This window comes from Providencia sp. PROV073 (assembly GCF_033688125.1).
In the GTDB taxonomy this organism is placed as follows: domain Bacteria; phylum Pseudomonadota; class Gammaproteobacteria; order Enterobacterales; family Enterobacteriaceae; genus Providencia; species Providencia hangzhouensis.
This window is the reverse complement of the sequence record NZ_CP096353.1, coordinates 2,152,103-2,173,039: the sequence shown is the minus strand read 5'-3', so window position 1 is coordinate 2,173,039 and position 20,937 is coordinate 2,152,103. Positions and strand designations below refer to the sequence as shown.

The 20,937-nt window shown below is 41.0% G+C and carries 17 protein-coding genes and 1 pseudogene; 11 read left to right on the top strand and 7 right to left on the bottom strand.

What is annotated here, in order from left to right; all coding sequences use genetic code 11:
• Positions 1 to 22: 22 nt before the first annotated feature.
• The 3 genes from purC to dapA form a co-directional block, all read right to left on the bottom strand.
• Complete coding sequence (gene purC / locus M1F17_RS09825; RefSeq protein WP_004911363.1) at positions 23 to 736, bottom strand: phosphoribosylaminoimidazolesuccinocarboxamide synthase; 714 nt, start codon at positions 734 to 736, stop codon at positions 23 to 25.
• A gap of 523 nt (positions 737 to 1,259) precedes the next feature.
• Complete coding sequence (gene bamC / locus M1F17_RS09820) at positions 1,260 to 2,315, bottom strand: outer membrane protein assembly factor BamC (protein WP_094960486.1); 1,056 nt, start codon at positions 2,313 to 2,315, stop codon at positions 1,260 to 1,262.
• 16 nt (positions 2,316 to 2,331) lie between these two features.
• Positions 2,332 to 3,240: a 4-hydroxy-tetrahydrodipicolinate synthase gene (dapA, locus tag M1F17_RS09815; RefSeq protein ID WP_004253550.1), complete on the bottom strand. Its 909-nt coding sequence runs from the start codon at positions 3,238 to 3,240 to the stop codon at positions 2,332 to 2,334.
• A 287-nt stretch (positions 3,241 to 3,527) separates the two neighbouring features.
• Between dapA and M1F17_RS09810 the strand changes: the two genes are divergently transcribed.
• Together M1F17_RS09810 and bcp are read left to right on the top strand one after the other, a co-directional pair.
• Positions 3,528 to 4,085 (top strand): glycine cleavage system transcriptional repressor, encoded by a 558-nt coding sequence (locus tag M1F17_RS09810; protein WP_004253549.1) that lies wholly within the window; start codon positions 3,528 to 3,530, stop codon positions 4,083 to 4,085.
• Positions 4,086 to 4,099: 14 nt separating this feature from the next.
• Positions 4,100 to 4,570, top strand: a complete 471-nt coding sequence (gene bcp, locus M1F17_RS09805; protein ID WP_004253548.1) for a thioredoxin-dependent thiol peroxidase — start codon at positions 4,100 to 4,102, stop codon at positions 4,568 to 4,570.
• Between the two features lie 47 nt (positions 4,571 to 4,617).
• Here bcp and M1F17_RS09800 read toward each other — a convergent pair whose 3' ends face one another.
• Positions 4,618 to 5,682: an AI-2E family transporter gene (locus M1F17_RS09800; protein WP_004253547.1), complete on the bottom strand. Its 1,065-nt coding sequence runs from the start codon at positions 5,680 to 5,682 to the stop codon at positions 4,618 to 4,620.
• 196 nt (positions 5,683 to 5,878) lie between these two features.
• On the opposite strand from M1F17_RS09800, the gene M1F17_RS09795 reads away from it, so the two are divergent.
• Positions 5,879 to 7,342, top strand: coding sequence for a tetratricopeptide repeat protein (locus tag M1F17_RS09795; protein ID WP_036958108.1), 1,464 nt, complete (start codon positions 5,879 to 5,881; stop codon positions 7,340 to 7,342).
• 12 nt (positions 7,343 to 7,354) lie between these two features.
• Positions 7,355 to 7,711 (top strand): arsenate reductase (glutaredoxin), encoded by a 357-nt coding sequence (arsC, locus tag M1F17_RS09790; protein WP_187710363.1) that lies wholly within the window; start codon positions 7,355 to 7,357, stop codon positions 7,709 to 7,711.
• A 43-nt stretch (positions 7,712 to 7,754) separates the two neighbouring features.
• On the opposite strand, the gene hda is transcribed toward arsC, so the two are convergent.
• From hda to upp, 3 genes are all read right to left on the bottom strand, one after another.
• Positions 7,755 to 8,456: a DnaA inactivator Hda gene (hda, locus tag M1F17_RS09785; protein ID WP_036957653.1), complete on the bottom strand. Its 702-nt coding sequence runs from the start codon at positions 8,454 to 8,456 to the stop codon at positions 7,755 to 7,757.
• A 127-nt stretch (positions 8,457 to 8,583) separates the two neighbouring features.
• Positions 8,584 to 9,879: a uracil permease gene (gene uraA, locus M1F17_RS09780; RefSeq protein ID WP_004253542.1), complete on the bottom strand. Its 1,296-nt coding sequence runs from the start codon at positions 9,877 to 9,879 to the stop codon at positions 8,584 to 8,586.
• 98 nt (positions 9,880 to 9,977) lie between these two features.
• Complete coding sequence (upp, locus tag M1F17_RS09775; RefSeq protein WP_004253541.1) at positions 9,978 to 10,604, bottom strand: uracil phosphoribosyltransferase; 627 nt, start codon at positions 10,602 to 10,604, stop codon at positions 9,978 to 9,980.
• Positions 10,605 to 10,957: 353 nt separating this feature from the next.
• Here upp and purM point away from each other — a divergent pair, with 353 nt between their 5' ends.
• The 7 genes and pseudogenes from purM (at position 10,958) to M1F17_RS09740 (ending at position 20,704) form a co-directional block, all read left to right on the top strand.
• Complete coding sequence (gene purM, locus M1F17_RS09770) at positions 10,958 to 11,998, top strand: phosphoribosylformylglycinamidine cyclo-ligase (RefSeq protein ID WP_094960484.1); 1,041 nt, start codon at positions 10,958 to 10,960, stop codon at positions 11,996 to 11,998.
• Positions 11,998 to 12,636 (top strand): phosphoribosylglycinamide formyltransferase, encoded by a 639-nt coding sequence (gene purN / locus M1F17_RS09765; protein WP_096863895.1) that lies wholly within the window; start codon positions 11,998 to 12,000, stop codon positions 12,634 to 12,636. Before purM ends, purN begins: the two co-directional genes overlap by 1 nt.
• A gap of 237 nt (positions 12,637 to 12,873) precedes the next feature.
• Positions 12,874 to 13,461 (top strand): spermidine N1-acetyltransferase, encoded by a 588-nt coding sequence (speG, locus tag M1F17_RS09760; RefSeq protein WP_004253538.1) that lies wholly within the window; start codon positions 12,874 to 12,876, stop codon positions 13,459 to 13,461.
• Between the two features lie 54 nt (positions 13,462 to 13,515).
• Complete coding sequence (ppk1, locus tag M1F17_RS09755; RefSeq protein WP_004253537.1) at positions 13,516 to 15,585, top strand: polyphosphate kinase 1; 2,070 nt, start codon at positions 13,516 to 13,518, stop codon at positions 15,583 to 15,585.
• 4 nt (positions 15,586 to 15,589) lie between these two features.
• Positions 15,590 to 17,119 (top strand): exopolyphosphatase, encoded by a 1,530-nt coding sequence (locus M1F17_RS09750; protein WP_112308359.1) that lies wholly within the window; start codon positions 15,590 to 15,592, stop codon positions 17,117 to 17,119.
• Positions 17,120 to 17,494: 375 nt separating this feature from the next.
• Positions 17,495 to 18,766 (top strand): annotated as a pseudogene (gene mgtE / locus M1F17_RS09745) (magnesium transporter); the annotation flags it as partial.
• 585 nt (positions 18,767 to 19,351) lie between these two features.
• Entirely contained in the window at positions 19,352 to 20,704 is a 1,353-nt protein-coding gene (locus M1F17_RS09740) for an MFS transporter (protein ID WP_094960480.1), read from the top strand.
• Positions 20,705 to 20,937: the final 233 nt, after the last annotated feature.

The window sequence follows — 20,937 nt, the reverse complement described above, 5'->3', positions numbered from 1 at the left end:
CATTCAAATTATAGGAAATTAATTAATCTAACTGCACGCCAATACGGCGGGCGACCTCTTCGTAAGCTTCAATTAGACCACCAAGGCTCTGACGAAAACGGTCTTTATCCATTTTATTCAGTGTTTCTTTGTCCCATAAACGGCTACCGTCTGGGGAAAACTCATCACCTAAGACAACCTGGCCTTTATACAAGCCGAACTCCAGTTTAAAATCGACTAAAATTAACCCTGCATCTGCAAAAATTTTACTGAGCACTTCATTGGCTTTGTAGCTTAGCTCACGCATTTTAGCCAAATTTTCTTTACTCACCCAACCAAAAGTCTCACAGTACGATTCATTCACCATCGGGTCGTGCTTGGCATCGTCCTTTAAGAATAAGTCAAATAAAGGCGGGTTTAACACCATGCCTTCTTCAACACCTAAGCGTTTTACCAGTGAACCCGCTGCACGGTTGCGGATCACACACTCAACCGGCACCATATCTAACTTTTTCACTAGAGCTTCTGTGTCAGACAATAATGCTTCCATTTGCGTTGGAATACCGGCTGCTTCTAATTTGCTCATAATGAAATGGTTAAACTTGTTATTTACCATACCTTTACGGTCAAACTGCTCGATACGCTCACCATCGAGTGCTGATGTATCATTACGGAACTCCAGAACCAGTAGATCAGGATCCTCTGTGGTATAGACTGTTTTTGCCTTACCACGATACAACTCAGCTTTCTTTTGCATCTTACACACTCCAGGGATGTGATTAAACTAAACAAAAATCAACCTGCACAGCAGATTCAGATAAGTAACAGAAGAACAAAAACCATTCAAATGGCCTATTCATTGTTAATTTTCTGCTCTGTTTCAGTCAGTTACTGAAATTCACCATGTAAAACGCTAACTAGCTGATATTCAATATTTTATAATTGACTGCTAATCATGATAATAAAATTCCGGAGCGGACGCAAACGATTACTTAACCATAAATACTGATTTTTTGTCCATTTGTTTTAAGTGAAAACATGAAAGATAAAATTAGCCTTCCAGAGAAGGAAAATTGAAACTGATGGAATGCTAATTAATAATTAACTAAGCATATAGGTTACGATAAGCATTAAATAAACAAAATACAGAGCTGATAACCACCAGCCTATGCGTATGAAGCTTAATATCTTTACCCCAATACAAACCCATCCAATTTAAATAAAAAAAACCGCAGCTTGTATTTAAGCTACGGTTTAATTCGTCATCTAAAAATGTTGAATTATTGCTTTTTGGCTGGTGCTTTACTAAACGCCGCTTTCAGTGCAGCAACCATTTCATCATTTTGTTTTTGTGTTAAAGGAACACCTTTGGTGGTGATAAATTGCAGTGTACTACGGTTATTTAAATCACCGACCTGCACTTTATAATCCGCTTCTGGCACAGTTGGGTCATCAATGCCCAACGCCTGCCATTCTGAACTGCTTAAACCTTTATAAGTCACCATCACAGAACCACTTGAACGTGTACGGTCACCCACTTTCATGCCAACACTTTCTAAGGTGTGTGGTAAGCGTTCCCATACTGCATCAAATGGCGCACGAACAACAACTAAAGGTAAGCCAGTATCATCACTACCTGTTTGAACATCAATGATACCATAAGCATTTTGGATGCTATTTTTGTTTGAAGTATCACGCAACGTATATAAGTTATCGGTTAATTCATTCAATAACAGTTTGTTATAACGTTGAGTTTCGACAACATCGGTAATGGTCTCACCACCTTGACGTAAGCCTAAGCTGGTTACCGTTAACGCCATCATACCATTTTCTGGTTGCACTGTTACTTTATGGCGACTCTCAATCGGTACGTTTTCATCTGCACGATCCCATTTGATCCAATCGGTTTCAATTGAGCGAGAACCATCATCTTTAGATGAAACTGGAATACCTCTTTGCTCTAAGATCATCGTAACTTGTGACCAAAGTGCACTATTTTCAGGTGTATTTTCTAGCAACAAACGACTTGCTTGAGCGCTATCCTCTGTACGAGAACCCGCTAATTGCGAAATTGTCAGTACTGGCGGACGAATGTCTAACGCTTTCCCTATTGCCCCTGTTGATGTGGCTTTAGGGATATCATACTCACCATTTTGTTCTGGTAATGTCAGCCCTTGTGGCACATTCAACACTTTCAATGGCGCAGCATTGAGATATTCCTCATCACCACTGACCTGACGTTTATAGCGCTGATCGCTGGAGCAGGCTGCCAGTAACACGACAAGTGACAGGCCAGCAACCTTCATAACCTTCGATTTTTGCAATAATGTTGCCATTAAAATTCCCTAAATTTTACAGTAACCCAGCGAGTTTCAAGGCTTCCTCAACTTTTTGCTGGCCCGAGGTGGTTAACGGTGTCATTGGCAACCGTAATGTACCATCTGCAATCAGGCCTAAGCGATGACAGCCCCATTTCGCTGGAATTGGATTTGGTTCAACAAATAACTGAAGATGAAGCCCCATCAGTTTTTTATTTAATTCACGCGCCTCAGTATATTTGCCTGCAAGCGCTAAGTCACACATTTTTACCATCTGTGGTGCCGCAACGTTGGATGTGACTGAAATAACGCCTTGACCACCCAGTTGCATGAAATCAAGTGCTGTTGCGTCATCACCTGTTAACAGTACAAAATTATCATCAACCAGTTCTTTGATTTGATGAACCCTAGCTAAGTTCCCTGTTGCTTCTTTAATTGCAACAATATTCGCCAGTTTTGCTAAACGCCCAACGGTTTCAGGCAACATATCACAGCCAGTCCGTGATGGTACATTATAAAGAATCTGTGGCAAGCTCGTGTTTTCTGAAATTGCTTTAAAGTGTTGATATAACCCTTCCTGAGAAGGTCTATTATAATAAGGTGTTACCGTCAGGCAAGCAACTACACCACTGTTTTCAAACTCATTTGTCAGCGAAATAGCTTCAGCTGTCGCATTTGCGCCTGCTCCTGCAATAATAGGAATACGGCCATCCGCTAATTCAAGTGTCGCTTTCACGACATCCACATGTTCTTTGTGCGTTAAGGTTGCTGATTCGCCAGTTGTACCAACAGAAACAATCGCAGTTGTTCCGCTTTCAACATGATAATCCACCAATTTTTTTAAGCTGGCTTTATCTAAACGCCCCGCCGAATCCATTGGTGTGATAACTGCAACAATGCTTCCCGTTAAAAAATCTTTATAGTTTGCGTTTCCATTAGCCATAGCGATACCCCCTCAATAATTGAACTACCATGTTACTTTTTCATTTCAAAGAAGAAAACCACCCAACAGCAAGAATTTAATGAATTTTGTTAATGCCGAGCACATTAACTTAAATAGAAGTAATAATTCACTGATATTTCTCGCAAGAGTCTATTTCCCCTCTTGGCAGATTGTCTTTTTTATGGTTTCCTTACCTTCATAGTCAGTCAGTTTTTAGTGCTAGAATTTTACTGCTATATTCTAATCAAATGTTTAACTGACATAATTAAAATACTAAGGAATAGACTTTGCCTAAGACTGAACAGCAATTTCTTGTCATTACTGCGCTGGGAACAGATCGTCCGGGCATTGTGAATACTATTACACGGCTAGTCAGCGAGTGTGATTGTAATATTGAAGATAGTCGCTTAGCGATGTTTGGCAAGGAATTTACCTTCATTATGATGCTTTCAGGCAGTTGGAATGCTATCACCCTTTTAGAGGCGACATTGCCACCTAAGGGTGCCGAGCTTGATTTGCTCATCGTAATGAAAAGAACCCAGAGTGTTCAAACAACCTATTACCCATCGACAGTAACAGTGAATGTTGTTGTTGACGATGCACCCCGTATTGTCGAGCAATTCACAAATTTATTCACAACCTCGCAGTGTAATATCGCAGAGCTTGTTTCTAAAACACAACCAGCCAATAATGATATGCCCGCTCAACTGGAGATTCAGATTACTGCACACGACCCGTTGGACGATAATGGCATAATCATAAAAAATAAATTTCAACAACTGTGTACAATGCTAAATGCTAAAGGCAACATAAGTATTGTTAACAACCCCAACATGCAAAGTTAACGGAGATATATGTAATGAACCCATTGAAAGCCGGTGATAAGGCGCCTCAATTTAGCCTTCCTGACCAAGATGGTGAGCTCATCAATCTTTCTGATTATCAGGGTCAGCGCGTATTAGTTTACTTTTATCCTAAAGCGATGACCCCTGGTTGTACTGTTCAAGCGTGTGGTCTACGTGATGAAATGGATACACTTAAAGCGAAAGGTGTCGAAGTATTAGGTATTAGCACAGACAAACCAGAGAAACTGTCTCGTTTCGCTGAAAAAGAGATGTTGAACTTCACTTTATTATCAGATGAAGACCACCAAGTATGTGAGCAATTTGGGGTTTGGGGTGAAAAACAATTCATGGGGAAAACCTATGATGGGATTCATCGTATTAGCTTCCTCGTTGACCCTACTGGGAAAATAGAACACGTCTTTGACAATTTTAAAACCAGTAACCACCACGAAATCGTGCTTGATTACATTAATACACACGCTTAATCGCCACATCTTAGTGCTGTATGCCCCCATACAGCACTATTCCTAACCTAGTTTTGTGATTCCGTTGGCTCTTCCGGCCATACGTGAATGACCGCTTTAATCAGTGTTGCTAATGGGATTGCAAAAAATACGCCCCAAAAGCCCCATAACCCACCAAATATCACAACAGATAAAATAATCACTAGTGGATGCAAATTTACCGCTTCAGAAAACAATAAAGGCACAACAACGTTGCTATCCAAACCTTGGATCACTAAGTAAACCAACATTAGGTACCAAAATTCACTGCCGATACCGAACTGAAAGAGCGCAACAATAACCACTGGGATCGTGGCCGCTACCGCACCAATATAAGGGATTAATACCGCTACTCCGACAAGAACCGATAACAATACGGAATAGCGCAAGTCAAAATAAGCAAAACATAAATAGGTCGCCACCCCAACAATCACCATTTCTGTTACTTTCCCTCGTAAGTAGTTGGTGATTTGTTCATTCATTTCGACCCAAACTTTGCCCACTAACAAACGATTTTTGGGTAATAACTTAAGAAAGCTTTTGCTGATACGTTCTTTATCTTTTAAAAGAAAAAATGTCATCAAAGGCACTAGAACTAAGTAAACCGCCAAAGTAAAAATACCAATTAATGATGCAACTGACGCTTTAACCACTGAGTCCGCAATACCCGACATGCGGCTACGAAGGTTATCTGCCATCATATCAATAATGCCAACATCCACTAATGCGGGGTATTGCTCTGGTAATTTCTGTGCGAATTCATTGAAACGGTTAACCATATTTGGTAGATCGGCCATCAAATTAATCCCTTGCTGCCATGCCGTCGGCGCAATAATTAAAATAACCATGGCACTTATTCCAGCGAATAAGGTCAAAATAATACCGACAGCAACTGAACGAGATAACCCTATACGCTGTAATAAATTGGTTGGCCATTCAAGTAAATAAGCTAAAGCAATTGCCGCCAGCAATGGAGCCAGTATACTGCTGAAAAAGAAGATGATCACAAACCCCGATACGAGTAATGTAAAGAGGGCTATGGCTTGTGGATCAGCAAAACGCCGACGATACCACTGTAAAAACAATTCCAGCATTTATTGCTCCTGGGGGAATTAGTGCAAAGGACAGTTCCTAAAGTAACGAAAATTATACCGAAGAACAGATTTTACGATAGCTTTTGCTATCATGTGTTTTAAACTTTTCGCGTTTTTAGGTGCCTTACTTAAACATACCCGAAATAAAGTCGGTACTTACCCTAAATTTAAATGTTGTATGGGATACTCACGTTTCATGAAGAAAACTTTAAAATATCCATTATTGGCTTTCATGATCGCTGCGCTAATGAACGGTGCAGTTTTACCTGCTTATAGCGCAATTGAAGATACCTTACCCGATATAGGAACGACGGCGGGAGGCACTCTTAGCATCAACCAAGAAATTATTATGGGAGACGCAATCACACGCCAAATACGAGCCAGTACCCCTCTTATTTATGACCCACTGTTAACTCAGTATGTTAACAAACTTGGCATGCGCTTAGTAAAAAATGCCGACTCAGTTAAAACACCGTTTAAGTTCTATTTAGTCAATAACCCCAATATTAACGCATATGCCTATTTTGGGGGTAATGTCGTGCTGCATTCCGCATTATTTCGGTACAGCCAAAATGAAAGCCAGCTCGCATCAGTCATGGCTCACGAAATATCTCACGTCACGCAAAGACACCTTGCGCGAATGATGGAAGACCAGAAAAGCACCACTCCTCTCGCGATTGCAGGGACCATTGGTTCTTTACTGTTAGTGATGGCGAATCCTCAAGCCGGTTTTGCCGCTTTAACAGGAACAATGGCTGGGGTTCAACAAGGTATGATCAGCTTTACCCAAGCCAATGAACAAGAAGCTGACCGTATTGGCTTGCAGACATTAAGGCGCTCTGGCTTTGACCCACACGCCATGGCTGATTTTATGCAAACGATGTCAGACCAAACTCGTTATATGTCGAAGCCCCCTGAAATCCTATTAACGCACCCCTTACCGGATAGCCGTTTAGCGGATGCAAGAAACCGCTCTAATCAATATCCTAAAGTGAGTGTGCCATCATCACTAGATTTTATGTTAGCTCGCGTTCGTATTTTGGCCATGTATAGCACCGAGCAAAAACATGCCTTAGACCAAATTATTGAAAATTACGGGAAAGGTTCTGCACAAGAGCAAATTGCGGCACAATATGGTAAAGCGTTACTTCTTTCTCAGGACAAAAAATATGCAGAAGCAGGTAAAATCCTGACAGAGCTATTAGCGAAACAACCTGATAACCCTTGGTTTATTGATAGTATGACGGATGTCGATATCGAACAAAATCAAGTTGCTAGAGCAGTTTCGCGTTTACAAAACGCATTGAAAAAAACACCGAAAAATACTGTTTTCATTGTTAACCTTGCCAACGCATTAATTAATAATCATCAATATAAAGAAGCTACAACCTTGTTGAATAAATATACGTTTGATTACCCTGATGACCCGATTGGCTGGGATTTACTGGCTGAAGCGTCTGCAAAGCAAGGTAAACGTACAGAAGAACTCGCCGCTTACGCAGAAGGAATGGCATTACGGGGTAATTATGACACTGCGATTAATTATCTCAGCGATGCTAGCCGTCAAAGCCGTTTAGGCAGCTATGAACAACAGCGTTATGACGCTCGCATTGATGCGCTTAGAAAACTACAATTACGTGACAAAAATGCAAAACCGTAAGGAGTTAAAATAATGACGAATTCGATTAAGATTTACCACAACCCACGTTGTTCTAAAAGTCGTGAAACCCTAGCCCTTTTAACTGATAAGGGTATCACTCCCACGGTGGTCGAGTATTTAAAAACACCCCCAACGGTAGCTGAAATCAAAAAACTCCTTAAAATGTTAGGCTTTAAAGATGCTCGTCAATTAATGCGCACCAAAGAAGAGCTGTATAAGGAATTGAATTTAAACGATGACAGCTTAACTCAGGACCAACTCATTAAAGCGATGCATGAGAACCCTAAGTTGATTGAACGCCCTATCGTTGTTAATGGTGATAAAGCACGCTTAGGCCGTCCGCCTGAGCAAGTCTGTGAAATCTTATAGTCACTATTTTGGCAGCTATGCGGCTGCCAACTCGTTTAGTCTACTAGAGTTTTAGAATATCTTTTACGAAAGGGATCGTTAATTTGCGCTGAGCAACGATGGATGCGTGGTCAAGTTTGTTTAAGATATCAAACAAGGTTCCCATTTTTCTATCTAAGCGTTTTAATACGAAACGGCACACATCTTCCGGTAATTCGAAACCACGAATACGAGCACGTAATTGCAGTGCCCAAATTTTATCTTCGTCACTCAGTGGATGCAGTTTATAAATTTGTCCCCAATCAAGGCGAGACGCTAAATCAGGTAATTTCAGTTCGATTTGCCGAGGTGGCCTATCCCCAGTGATTAATAAACAAGTTCGGCCAATTTCCAAAATACGATTATATAAATTGAAAATCGCCATTTCCCACTCTTCATCACCCGCGATGCACTGAATATTATCAATACAAACGAGTGATAAATGTTCCATACCGTCTAGTACTTCAGGGACAAAATATGCACGTTTATCTAAAGGGACATAGCCTACTGCAATGCCTTGTTCAGACAGTTCAGCACAAGCCGCATGTAATAAATGGCTTTTTCCACCACCTTCTCGCGACCAATAATAGATATAACTACCGTGTGGTTGATTAATAGCAGACTGAATAGCAGACAGCAACGCCCCATTTTCCCCTGCATAAAAGCTTGCAAAGGTTTCATCATCTGGCAGATATAGTGGTAATGAAAGCTGTGATGGTGTGTTCAGAAGCGCCTCTGGCTGTACAAATCAATTTTCATCTAGCAGTTTACCATAAAAAACACGGATAGATGAATAAGAACGGTGAGCAAATGCCGCTCGATCAACCGAACGGCAATAGGGAAAATCACATGGCTTATTTTTTATTGCTATCAAGCTCTTGCACTTCAGATGTTACAAATTGCTTTTCAGGCCTAACAAATGTTATAAAACGGAACAATAGTGCCATAAAGATCCCGACAATCGTCGCCAGTGCCATACCTTTAAGTTCCGCTTGACCGATATGGATAACCGCACCACTAACACCAATAATTAAAATCACTGAGGTTAAAATCAAATTCTGTGGCTTGTTATAATCAACTTTTGAATCAATCAACACACGAATACCTGATGCACCAATTACCCCGTATAATAAGAGTGAAACCCCGCCCATGACAGGAACCGGCACTAATTGGATAGCAGCAGCTAATTTACCAACACAAGATAATAAAATAGCAATAATTGCAGCTCCGCCAATCACCCATGTGCTGTATACCTTGGTAATTGCCATTACCCCAATATTTTCACCATAAGTCGTATTCGGTGTTGAGCCAAAGAAACCTGAAATCACCGTCGAGAACCCATTCGCAAACATTGAGCGATGCAAACCTGGCGATTTCATTAAGTCACGCTCAACAATATTCGCCGTGACCACTAAGTGCCCTACGTGCTCAGCGATAACCACTAAGGCCGCAGGTAAAATGGTTAAAATAGCAAACCATTCGAAGCGTGGTGTATAAAATGTTGGGATAGCAAACCATGGCGCTTCAATAACGGGTGTAAAGTCTACAATCCCCATAAAATAGGACAATGCATAACCCGCTAAAAAACCAATCAAAATTGGGATTATAGATAAAAACCCACGGAAAACGACCGCGCAGAGAATAGTGACTGATAATGTGGTCAGGGAAATAATTAACGTGTTCGAATCAACCACTGCGCCATCTTTAGGTAATAGCCCTGCCATACCTGCAGCGGTTTGAGCAAGCTCTAAACCAATTACAGCTACGATTGCCCCCATTGCCGCTGGGGGGAACATGACGTTGATCCACCCTCTTCCTGCAACTTTAACAATCAGCGCAACTATACAGAACAACACGCCACAAATGATAAAGCCGCCAAGTGCCAATTCATAACCTAATGGTAATAAAATCAACACAGGGGAAATGAATGCAAAACTTGAACCTAAATAAGCCGGAATTTGCCCTTTACAAATAAATAAGTACAGCAGCGTTCCTATTCCATTAAACAGCAAAATTGTCGCGGGGTTTACACCAAACAGAATCGGTACGATAACGGTTGCGCCAAACATAGCAAACAGGTGTTGAAGGCTCAGTGGGATAGTTTGTAATAATGGTGGTCTTTCTTCAACACTGATGGTGCGACGAGTCATGTGACTTTATCCTCTTTTAGCGAAATGGCTAATCACTGAATAAGCAGTGAGTCTCTACAATTAATCAAAAAAAAGCCGACTTCTCAGTCGGCTTATCATTATTTAGTACCAAATATCTTGTCGCCCGCGTCACCGAGACCCGGAACGATATACCCCTCTTCATTTAAATACTCATCAATTGAAGCGGTATATAATTCAACATCTGGATGCGCAGCTTCTAACGCTTTTAAACCTTCTGGCGCTGCAACAAGGACTAAGATTTTAATCGAGGTACAACCCGCATTTTTTAATAAATCAATAGTGGCAATCATTGAGCCACCCGTCGCTAACATTGGGTCAACCACTAATGCCATACGTTCTTCAATGTTAGATGCGAGTTTTTGGAAATAAGGGACAGGCTGCAGTGTTTCTTCATCACGATAAACACCTACCACACTGATACGTGCACTTGGAATACTATCTAATACACCATTCATCATACCAATACCTGCACGGAGGATTGGTACTACAGTGATTTTCTTACCTTTAATTTGTTCTATTTCTACAGGACCACACCAACCATCGATAGTCACTTTTTCAGTTTCAAGGTCAGCAGTTGCTTCATAAGTCAGTAGGCTACCAACCTCTGAGGCCAGTTCACGAAAGCGTTTTGTGCTTATATCATGATCTCGCATCAGGCCGAGTTTATGTTTAACGAGAGGGTGTTTTACCTCAACGATCTTCATGGGTTTCTCCTACTATTTAAGACGGCGGCGGACAAAAAAATCGCCGGATTATACCTCTTTTAGCTTTGGTTGCCACTAGATAACGCTTGATTTTGGTCAAAACAACAACGATTAACACAATTTTTTTAGAATTATACCTTATCTCAGTTAAGTTGAAATTGGCTAAACCGCAAATTTGATTTAAATAAAATCACTTATTATTTTGCTGTACGGCTTCTTAGCAATCACCTTTTTTGGATCACGAGTACTAAAAAAATTTCCAACACAAAGCTATCGCAAACGTTTGCCTAGCCTGTTAGAATAATGTCAATGATGTTATTTTTCTCAAAAATGTAATTGCCTTGGGGGCCGTAGTGACTGATAAAACCTCTCTCAGCTATAAAGATGCCGGTGTTGATATTGATGCGGGTAACGCCTTGGTTGAACGTATTAAAGGTGTCGTAAAAGAAACCCGCCGCCCAGAAGTTATGGGTGGGCTTGGGGGATTCGGTGCATTATGTTCCCTACCGCAAAAATACCGTGAACCTGTTTTAGTTTCAGGCACTGATGGTGTCGGTACCAAATTACGCCTAGCAATGGATTTAAAACGTCATGACTCCATTGGGATTGACCTCGTCGCTATGTGTGTCAATGACCTGATTGTTCAAGGCGCAGAACCTCTGTTCTTCCTTGATTATTATGCAACCGGTAAACTGGATGTGGATACCGCTACTAGCGTGATTACAGGTATCGCAGAAGGCTGTAAACAATCTGGTTGCGCATTAGTTGGCGGTGAAACCGCTGAAATGCCTGGTATGTACCATGGTGAAGACTACGATGTGGCGGGTTTCTGTGTGGGTGTTGTTGAGCGCTCAGAAATCATCGATGGCAGCAAAGTGAGTGCTGGGGATGCCTTAATTGCTTTAGCCTCTAGCGGCCCTCATTCAAATGGTTATTCGCTGGTTCGCAAAATCCTTGAAGTCAGTCAAACCAACCCTGAAGAAACGCTATTAGATGGAAAACCTTTAGCTGATCACTTATTGGAACCAACACGCATTTACGTTAAAAATGTATTAGAGCTGATCGCAAATAGCGATATCCACGCCATTGCACACATAACCGGTGGGGGTTTCTGGGAAAATATTCCTCGCGTACTACCTGACAACACACAAGCGATTATTGACGGCAGCAGCTGGCAATGGCCCGCAGTCTTTAATTGGCTACAGCAAGCTGGTGATGTTAGTACCCATGAAATGTACCGTACCTTCAATTGTGGTGTGGGGATTATTATTGCTCTGCCACAGCAAGAAGTCGAAAATGCACTTGCTCTGCTGAACAAGCTTGGTGAAAACGCATGGCAAATCGGTACAATTGGTGCATTACCTGCGGGTGAAGAGCAGGTTGTGATCCGCTAATGAAAAAAATAGTTGTCCTCATTTCTGGCAGTGGCAGTAATTTGCAATCATTAATTGATAGCTGTCGCTCTGGGGCAATTGGCGCTCAAATTGTTGCTGTTATCAGCAACCAAGCCAATGCTTATGGGCTTGTTCGAGCACAACAGGCTGGGATCCCAGCCTGTTATTTAGATGCGAAACAATATACTGACCGCCAAGCATATGATGCTGCATTACTCGCGCAGGTTGACCAATTCCAGCCTGATTTAGTCGTATTAGCGGGTTTTATGCGTATCTTATCAGCCCAATTCGTCAACCACTTTGCTGGAAAATTACTCAATATCCACCCTTCTTTGTTACCTAAATACCCCGGTTTACATACACACCGGAAGGCGCTGGAAAATGGGGATAAAGAGCATGGCACATCGGTGCATTTCGTTACCGAAGAGCTGGATGGCGGGCCGGTTATTTTACAGGCCAAAGTGCCTATCTTTGAACAAGATAGCGAAGAAGATATTATCGAGCGGGTTAAAGCTCAAGAACATGCGATTTACCCATTAGTCGTTGAATGGTTTATCAGTGGCCGATTAACAATGCAAAAAGGTAACGCTGTGTTAGATAACCAAATTTTACCGCAACAAGGTTATGCTAACGAGTAACTTTCGTGACATCGATAAATAGAGATTTAAGGGTGGATATCCACCCTTTTTTCGTCGTATTTCACATGGAAATAACATAGAACAGTATTGAGTTAAACAGCGTCCCCCTAAGTAAAATGAATTATTTTTCAACAAGGTGATCATCTCTCTGTGCTGTGTCATTATTTTATCGTAAATAAATGTTATCCTTGTAATCGAAGAACAACACATTTTTCCTAACTAAATAGAGGTATTTTTATGACAACCGGGCAAGTTCATCCGTTTAGGTTGCGCCCACTTGAACGTGAAGATTTAGCATTCATTCACCAGCTTGATAATAATGCCAGTGTTATGCGTTATTGGTTTGAAGAACCTTACGAAGCTTTTGTTGAATTAAGCGATCTTTACGATAAACATATTCATGACCAGTCTGAACGCCGCTTTATCGTTGAAAATGACAGTGAGAAAGTAGGCCTAGTCGAATTGGTAGAGATTGATTATATTCACCGACGCTCTGAATTTCAGATTATCATTGCACCGAGCCATCAAGGGCATGGCTATGCGAGTCGCGCTGCGCAATTAGCAATGGACTACGCGTTTTCTGTACTAAACTTATATAAACTTTATCTTATTGTTGATAAAGAAAATGTCAAAGCTATCCATATTTATAATAAACTAGGCTTCCATACTGAAGGCGAACTGATCGACGAGTTCTTTGTCAATGGCCGTTATCACACCGCTATCCGTATGTGTATTTTTCAGCAGCAATATTTTACGATGAAACAGCAATCTGCTAATCCAGAAAGTGTTATTACCCAAGATAAAGCAATTAAACAACACATTTAGCTAACTGGCTGGTATCATAGCCACAAAGTAACAAGAGTCTAATATGGAGTTAGAATGTCCCAAGAACGTCTCTATCATGAAAAAGAGTTAAGCTGGCTGTCTTTTAACGAGCGTGTTTTACAAGAAGCAGCCGACAAGCGTAACCCTCTTATTGAGCGAATGCGTTTTTTGGGTATTTATTCCAATAATTTAGACGAGTTTTATAAAGTCCGCTTCGCCGACGTTAAACGCCGTATTTTAATTAATGAAGAACGGGGTTCGGCAAGCGGTGCTCGCCACTTGTTAAAGAGAATTCAGTCAAGAGTTGCCAAACAAGAACAAGAGTTCGATATTCTCTATAATGATTTGCTATTAGAAATGGCACGCAATCAAATATTCTTGATTAACGAACGTCAAATTTCGCCTCGCCAACAGATTTGGTTACGTCAATATTTCCGGCAGAACCTGCGCCAGCATATTACGCCAATATTAATTAATCCTGACACCAATCTGGTTGAGTTTCTAAAAGATGACTACACGTACCTTGCCGTTGAAATCATCAATGGCAATCACATTCAGTATGCGCTATTGGAAATTCCATCCGATAAAGTGCCTCGGTTTGTTAACTTACCGCCGGAAATGCCAAAGCGTCGCAAGTCAATGATCCTAATTGATAATATCCTTCGCTATACACTGGATGAAATTTTTAAAGGCTTCTTTGATTACGATAAGCTTAATGCTTATTCGATGAAAATGACGCGTGATGCAGAGTATGACATCGCAACAGAGATGGAATCTAGCTTGCTCGAAATAATGTCATCTACATTAAAACAACGTTTAACCGCAGAACCCGTCCGTTTTGTCTATCAGCGTGATATGCCTGACGAAATGGTTGCTCTTTTACGTGAAAAACTGGGGCTATCCAGCGATGACTCCGTGATTGCCGGTGGCCGCTACCACAATTTTAAAGACTTTATTAATTTCCCTAATGAAGGAAATAAAAACCTATTAAACAAGCCATTACCAAGGCTGCGTCACCGCTGGTTTGATAATTTCCGTAACGGTTTCGATGCCATTCGCGAACGCGATGTGCTGTTATATTATCCCTACTATACCTTTGAACATACTTTAGAATTATTGCGCCAAGCGTCTTTTGACCCGAATGTATTGTCGATAAAAATTAATATTTACCGTGTTGCGAAAGACTCACGCATTATCGATTCCGTCATTCATGCTGCCCATAATGGAAAAAAAGTCACAGTGGTCGTTGAGTTACAAGCTCGATTCGATGAAGCCGCCAATATTCATTGGGCAAAACGGTTAACCGAAGCTGGCGTGCATGTTATTTTCTCCGCGCCAGGGCTTAAAATCCACGCGAAATTGTTTATTATCTCGCGTATGGAAGAAGGGCAAATCGTTCGCTACGCTCACATTGGTACGGGTAATTTTAATGAAAAAACCGCTCGGCTTTATACCGATTACTCGCTACTCACAGCAAATGAGCTGATCACCAACGAAGTTCGTCGGGTATTTAGTTTTATTGAAAACCCCTATCGCCCAGTGACTTTCGATAATTTAATGGTGTCTCCACAAAATACACGGATTCGTTTAATGGCCTTAATTGACCAAGAAATCGAAAATGCACTCGCTGAACGGCCAAGTGGCATCACATTAAAAATTAATAATCTAGTCGACAAAGAATTGACCGACAAACTGTATGATGCCTCCAATGCAGGTGTCAAAATTCGTTTATTAGTCAGAGGAATGTGCTCTTTAGTGGCGGGTCAAGTCGGCTATAGTGAAAATATTCAAGTAACCAGCATTGTTGACCGTTTTCTTGAGCATGACCGTGTCTATGTTTTCACCAATGCGGGTGACGAAAAAGTCTTTATTTCCTCCGCTGACTGGATGACGCGCAATATTGACTACCGCATTGAAGTTGCCGTTAGTTTAGTCGACCCGCATTTAAAACAACGGGTATTGGATATTTTAGAGCTGCAATTTAGCGATACCGTAAAAGCACGTTATGTTGACAAAGATTTAAGTAATCATTATGTTCCCCGCGGAAATAAACGAAAAATCCAAGCCCAGCTTGCTGTGTATGATTATTTAAAATCAATCGAAACACCTGATACAAGAGCTTAAAAATATGCCAATAACCAACGCCTCAACACCGAGACCACAAGAAATTGCGGCTATAGATTTAGGCTCCAATAGTTTTCATATGGTCATTGCTCGTATTGTCAACGGTGCATTGCAAGTTCTCACTCGTTTGAAAAAACGTGTTCACCTTGCCGATGGCTTAAGTGATACCAATGAATTAAGTGAAGAAGCCATGGAACGGGGCCTTGCCTGCCTCGCGTTGTTTGCCGAACGGTTACAAGGATTTTCCCCTGAGAACGTGTGTATTGTTGGCACACACTCATTACGTGTCGCAACGAATGTGAAATTATTTTTGCAACGCGCAAAAGAAATCATGCCCTATCCTATTGAAATCATTTCAGGCCAAGAAGAGGCTCGATTGATTTTTATGGGCGTTGAACACACCCAACCCGAGAAAGGCCGCAAATTAGTACTTGATATCGGTGGTGGTTCAACTGAGTTAGTCATTGGTGAGAAGTTTGAACCGCTTTTGATTGAAAGCCGCCGTATGGGTTGTGTGAGCTTTGCTCGCACTTACTTCCCAAATGAAGAAATCAACCCTGAATTTTTTAATCGCGCCTACCTAGGGGCTTGCTTAAAATTAGAAAGCACTGCGATTTTATTTAAGAAACAAACTTGGGACGTCGCGATGGGTGCCTCGGGCACCATCAAAGCTGCCAATAGTGTAATACAAGAATTAGGCTATAAAGACGGTGTTATCACCCGTGAACGCCTTATCGAAATCAAGCAAATGGCGTTGAAATATAAGTCATTTAGCGCACTAAATATACTCGGCCTCTCTAATGAACGTAAGCACGTATTTGTCCCAGGTTTAGCCATTTTGCTTGCCGTCTTTGATTCATTAGAAATTAAAGAGTTACGTTTATCTGACGGTGCATTACGTGAAGGTGTTTTATATGAAATGGAAGGCCGCTTCCGCCACCAAGATATCCGTCAACGTACTGCATTAAGCCTTGCTGAGCATTATAATATTGATAGAGAGCAAGCGAAACGTGTATTAAAAACGATGGAAGAACTCTATTTCCAATGGGGGCAGCAAAACCCTAAACAACTCAATCCACAGTTAGAATCCATTTTAATATGGGCGGTTATGCTCCATGAAGTTGGCTTAAGTATTAATCATAGTGGTATGCACCGCCATTCTGCTTATATTTTGCAAAACACTAACTTACCGGGTTTCAACCAAGAACAGCAGTTATTGCTTGCCACACTAGTACGTAATCATCGTCGGGCTATTAAGTATGACGATATCCCTAAATTTAATTTATTTAAAAGAAAACAATTTATGCCGCTTATCCAAATTTTGCGGCTAGCCATTTTGTTAAATAATCAACGCCAATCTACAACAATCCCTTCTTCGTTACGGATAGAAACGGATGATGGGCACTGGACTATCTATTTACCATCTGAATATCTCGTGCAAAATGCATTGATGTTATTAGATTTAGAAAAGGAAAGTGGCTATTGGGAAGATGTTCCCGGTTGGTCGTTAACTATTTGCGCAGAAAATGAGTAATTTGCGGCCATTATTGTAGTGATTTGTTCTTATTATTCATCATTGATGACTTGAAAATCACCGCTTATTTGACTCAACTATTTGATATATTATTTAAATAGGCGACAATAATGATAATAAATTTCGTCCGCTCGCAGACGAATTCATAAAAAGCGCTTTTGCGCTGCTATTGCTTTAAGGATTAAAATGTCACAATCTGCTTTCTCAACCGATGCGGCGCCAACAGTCAACCCGCACTCTCAAAAACTGGCACATATTCGCCAGCAAATCCTGACGCTATTTTTAGATGACGAAGAGTTCGTCCATGCGCTTGTTGAAAATGATCAACACGTCAGTATTGATGACAAAGCAATTAGTGAAAAAATTAGTCTTGTAAAAGAATTGCTACTTGATTTACACACTGCGGATATCGCCGATATCTTAGAAATGCTCCCTTATGATGAGCGTCTCGCGTTATGGCGTCTTGTTGATAATAACGAACGTGGTGAAGTGTTAGTTGAGGCCTCGGTTTCTGTTTGGGATAGCCTAATTAAGGATATGTCTGACAGAGAACTACTGCGCGCCGTTGCCAACTTGCATGTTGACGAACAAGCCTATATTGCTGAGCATTTACCTCGTGACACCATGCGTCGGCTCCTCACCTATTTAGAACCTAGTCTGCGTAGCCGTATTCGCGAAGTTTTACAATATGCGAAAGATAGCGTCGGTCAAATGATGGATTTTGAATTCGTCACCGTACGCCCAAATGTGACGCTAAAAACGGTTCAACGTTATTTACGCCAACGGGGCAAGATCCCAGAAGCGACCGACAAAATTTTCGTTGTCGATAACAGTAATTATTTACAAGGTGAATTACCTCTAACCACTATTTTAACGCAATCCCCTGAAAAAATAGTGGCCGATGTCATGAAGACTGACACAGTGACCTTCTTGCCTGATGAAAAAGGCGAAGACGCAGCGAGTGCGTTCGAACGTTATGACTTAATTTCTGCGGCTGTTGTTGATAACAACGGCCTACTAATGGGCCGCCTGACGGTTGAAGATATCGTTGATAACATTAGTGAAGAAAACGATAACAGTATTCGTCGTATGGGGGGGTTAAGCCCTGAAGAAGACGTTTTCGCCCCTGTCGGCCAAGCCGTTAAAACCCGTTGGACATGGCTAGCCATTAACCTATGTACCGCTTTTGTGGCTTCTCGTGTTATTGGGGTTTTTGAAGATACGATTTCCCAATTAGTCGCCCTTGCCACATTAATGCCTATTGTGGCAGGAATTGGCGGTAATACGGGAAACCAAACCATTACCATGATTGTTCGTGCCATTGCCCTGCACCAGATACAAAACAATAGTTTCTCTTTCTTAATGTTAAGGGAGCTTGGTGTCGCCTTTATTAATGGGGTTGTATGGGGAGGAATTATGGGTGTCGTCACTTACTTCCTTTATGGCGATATCGCTATGGGTGCAGTCATGACATTAGCGATGATCTTGAACCTACTGATGGCGGCTATTATGGGCGTGGTTATTCCACTCATTATGCTAAAACTGGGCAAGGACCCTGCTATCGGTTCTAGCGTGATGATCACCGCTATCACAGATACAGGCGGTTTCTTTATTTTCCTTGGCTTAGCCACTCTATTCCTCGTTTAAATTCGCTTTGCACGCGTCCTACTCTTAGATTAGGCGCGTGCAATTTACAAAACACTCCCTCCGACAGCAAAGCCCAGCTAAAAAACCAAAATCCCGCAAACAACCCTTTTATTTATCTATTAATTAAATGATTTTATAGTTATTTAGTTTATCTAGATTAATAAAGTTAATTATAACGAATAATATCTAGGTAATATTTACTTACCATAATTCAGTAAGAATTTATTAAATTAAATATAATTAACGCTATAACTCACTAATTTAAATATACGATATTCTGCAAAATTCATATTATTAACATCATATAAGGTTATTTATCATCACACCAAATCAATACGCTAACAAATCAAAACTAATTGGAATGTCATTCTTGTTTTTAGGGTTGAGGTTTACAGAATATAGAATTTCCTGCTATAAATATACTCATGCAAGAAAGATACTGTGTATTAAACTAAGTTATACCCATCCAACGTTTTATACCTCTTATCTGCACCAATAAAAATGATTAGCTCATTATTATGAGTCAATGCTTATTATTTTGAATTTATGCAATTTAGTATTACAGGTAGTTAGAAGGAAACTATAATGACACCGCAAACCGCCAGCCAGCCCTCTGCGAGACCTTTGGGCAAAGAAGACTATAAAACATTAGGCTTATCCTCTTTAGGGGGAACTCTTGAGTTTTATGACTTCGTTATCTTTGTTTTTTACGCAAAAATTATTTCCCAACTATTTTTCCCAGGGGATAACGAATTTCTCGCGCTAATGGCAACACTGGGTCTATTTGCAGCAGGTTACCTTGCTCGCCCTCTTGGTGGCATTATCATGGCTCACTTCGGGGATAAAATTGGCCGCAAGAAAATGTTTACCCTCAGTATTTTCTTAATGGCATTCCCAACGTTTGTTATTGGTTTCTTACCTACTTATGAAACCATTGGCGCTGCTGCTCCATTATTACTGCTGTTAATGCGTATTATGCAAGGTGCCGCGATTGGTGGTGAAATGCCAGGTGCATGGGTATTTATTGCAGAACATACACCAAAACAACGTTATGGTTTAGGTGTCGGTACACTGACTTCTGGGATCACCGGTGGTATTTTATTAGGCTCTATCGTCGCAATTATCATTGAGCGCTCTTATACCACAACTGAAATTCATGATTTTGCTTGGCGTATTCCATTTATTCTTGGTGGTGTTTTTGGGTTTATCTCTGTGTATTTACGTCGTTTTTTACAAGAAACCCCGATATTCAAAGAGCTGGCAGCCAAAAAGGCCTTGTCACAAGAATTACCCGTCAAAACCGTGATTAAGTCTCATAAACAAGCTTGTATGATCACTGCGGCACTGACGTGGTCATTATCAACCGCTATCGTTGTCACCATTTTGATGACACCAGATGTGGTGTTAAAAGGGATCTATAACATTGATAGGAATGTGGCATTGCAAGCTAACTGCGCGGCGACATTGACCTTAACATTAGGCTGTATCTTCTGGGGCTGGTTAGGCGATAAAACCGGAACTCGTACCTCAATGACTTTATCATGGGGTGGATTAGCCGTAACGGCAATTTACTTTTATTCATCATTATCCAGTGATATTGCGGCGAGTACGTTGATTTTTAACTATGGCTTGATGGGCTTCTTTGTTGGCGCGATTGCAACCACTCCAATTATCAGTACACGCGCATTTCCACCTGAAATTCGCTATTCTGGCCTGTCATTCGCTTACAATGTGGCTTATGCAATTTTTGGTGGTTTAACACCAATATTAACTGGTGCTTGGTTGCAGCAATCTCACATGGCACCTGCCTATTATGTCGCTGGCGTCTCATTATTAGCGGTTGCTGTAGCCTTCATTCCTCTATCTTGGAAAGGTTGGACTGTCAATTCAGAGTCTTCAAACGAAAAATCTGCGGTCTTAAAAGCTTCTAGTTTATAAAATCGATTGCCCCCTATTTACTCGGGGGGCAATCTTAATTGATACAAAATTATTCCCCCGCTCTCCCCCTTTACAAGCACTGAAGTATACAAGTACAGAAATTGACACTTATTCATATTTCCTCCATTTTTCTTTGTACCTATCACGTTAAACTACTAATATGTCTAACTGACTCTTTTTTGTTAGTTTTTTAGTATACAGCCTGACGGATCTCATCCACTTTTTTTGAGTTA

What these genes read in the sequence shown, in the direction of transcription:
- upp (WP_004253541.1), bottom strand. Translation starts at nt 10,604, where the DNA reads ATGAAGATCGTTGAGGTAAAACACCCTCTCGTTAAACATAAACTCGGC.
- purN (WP_096863895.1), top strand. Translation starts at nt 11,998, where the DNA reads ATGAAAAAAATAGTTGTCCTCATTTCTGGCAGTGGCAGTAATTTGCAA.
- arsC (WP_187710363.1), top strand. Translation starts at nt 7,355, where the DNA reads ATGACGAATTCGATTAAGATTTACCACAACCCACGTTGTTCTAAAAGT.
- dapA (WP_004253550.1), bottom strand. Translation starts at nt 3,240, where the DNA reads ATGGCTAATGGAAACGCAAACTATAAAGATTTTTTAACGGGAAGCATT.
- M1F17_RS09800 (WP_004253547.1), bottom strand. Translation starts at nt 5,682, where the DNA reads ATGCTGGAATTGTTTTTACAGTGGTATCGTCGGCGTTTTGCTGATCCA.
- M1F17_RS09795 (WP_036958108.1), top strand. Translation starts at nt 5,879, where the DNA reads ATGAAGAAAACTTTAAAATATCCATTATTGGCTTTCATGATCGCTGCG.
- ppk1 (WP_004253537.1), top strand. Translation starts at nt 13,516, where the DNA reads ATGTCCCAAGAACGTCTCTATCATGAAAAAGAGTTAAGCTGGCTGTCT.
- purC (WP_004911363.1), bottom strand. Translation starts at nt 736, where the DNA reads ATGCAAAAGAAAGCTGAGTTGTATCGTGGTAAGGCAAAAACAGTCTAT.
- M1F17_RS09740 (WP_094960480.1), top strand. Translation starts at nt 19,352, where the DNA reads ATGACACCGCAAACCGCCAGCCAGCCCTCTGCGAGACCTTTGGGCAAA.
- bcp (WP_004253548.1), top strand. Translation starts at nt 4,100, where the DNA reads ATGAACCCATTGAAAGCCGGTGATAAGGCGCCTCAATTTAGCCTTCCT.
- uraA (WP_004253542.1), bottom strand. Translation starts at nt 9,879, where the DNA reads ATGACTCGTCGCACCATCAGTGTTGAAGAAAGACCACCATTATTACAA.
- speG (WP_004253538.1), top strand. Translation starts at nt 12,874, where the DNA reads ATGACAACCGGGCAAGTTCATCCGTTTAGGTTGCGCCCACTTGAACGT.
- M1F17_RS09750 (WP_112308359.1), top strand. Translation starts at nt 15,590, where the DNA reads ATGCCAATAACCAACGCCTCAACACCGAGACCACAAGAAATTGCGGCT.
- bamC (WP_094960486.1), bottom strand. Translation starts at nt 2,315, where the DNA reads ATGGCAACATTATTGCAAAAATCGAAGGTTATGAAGGTTGCTGGCCTG.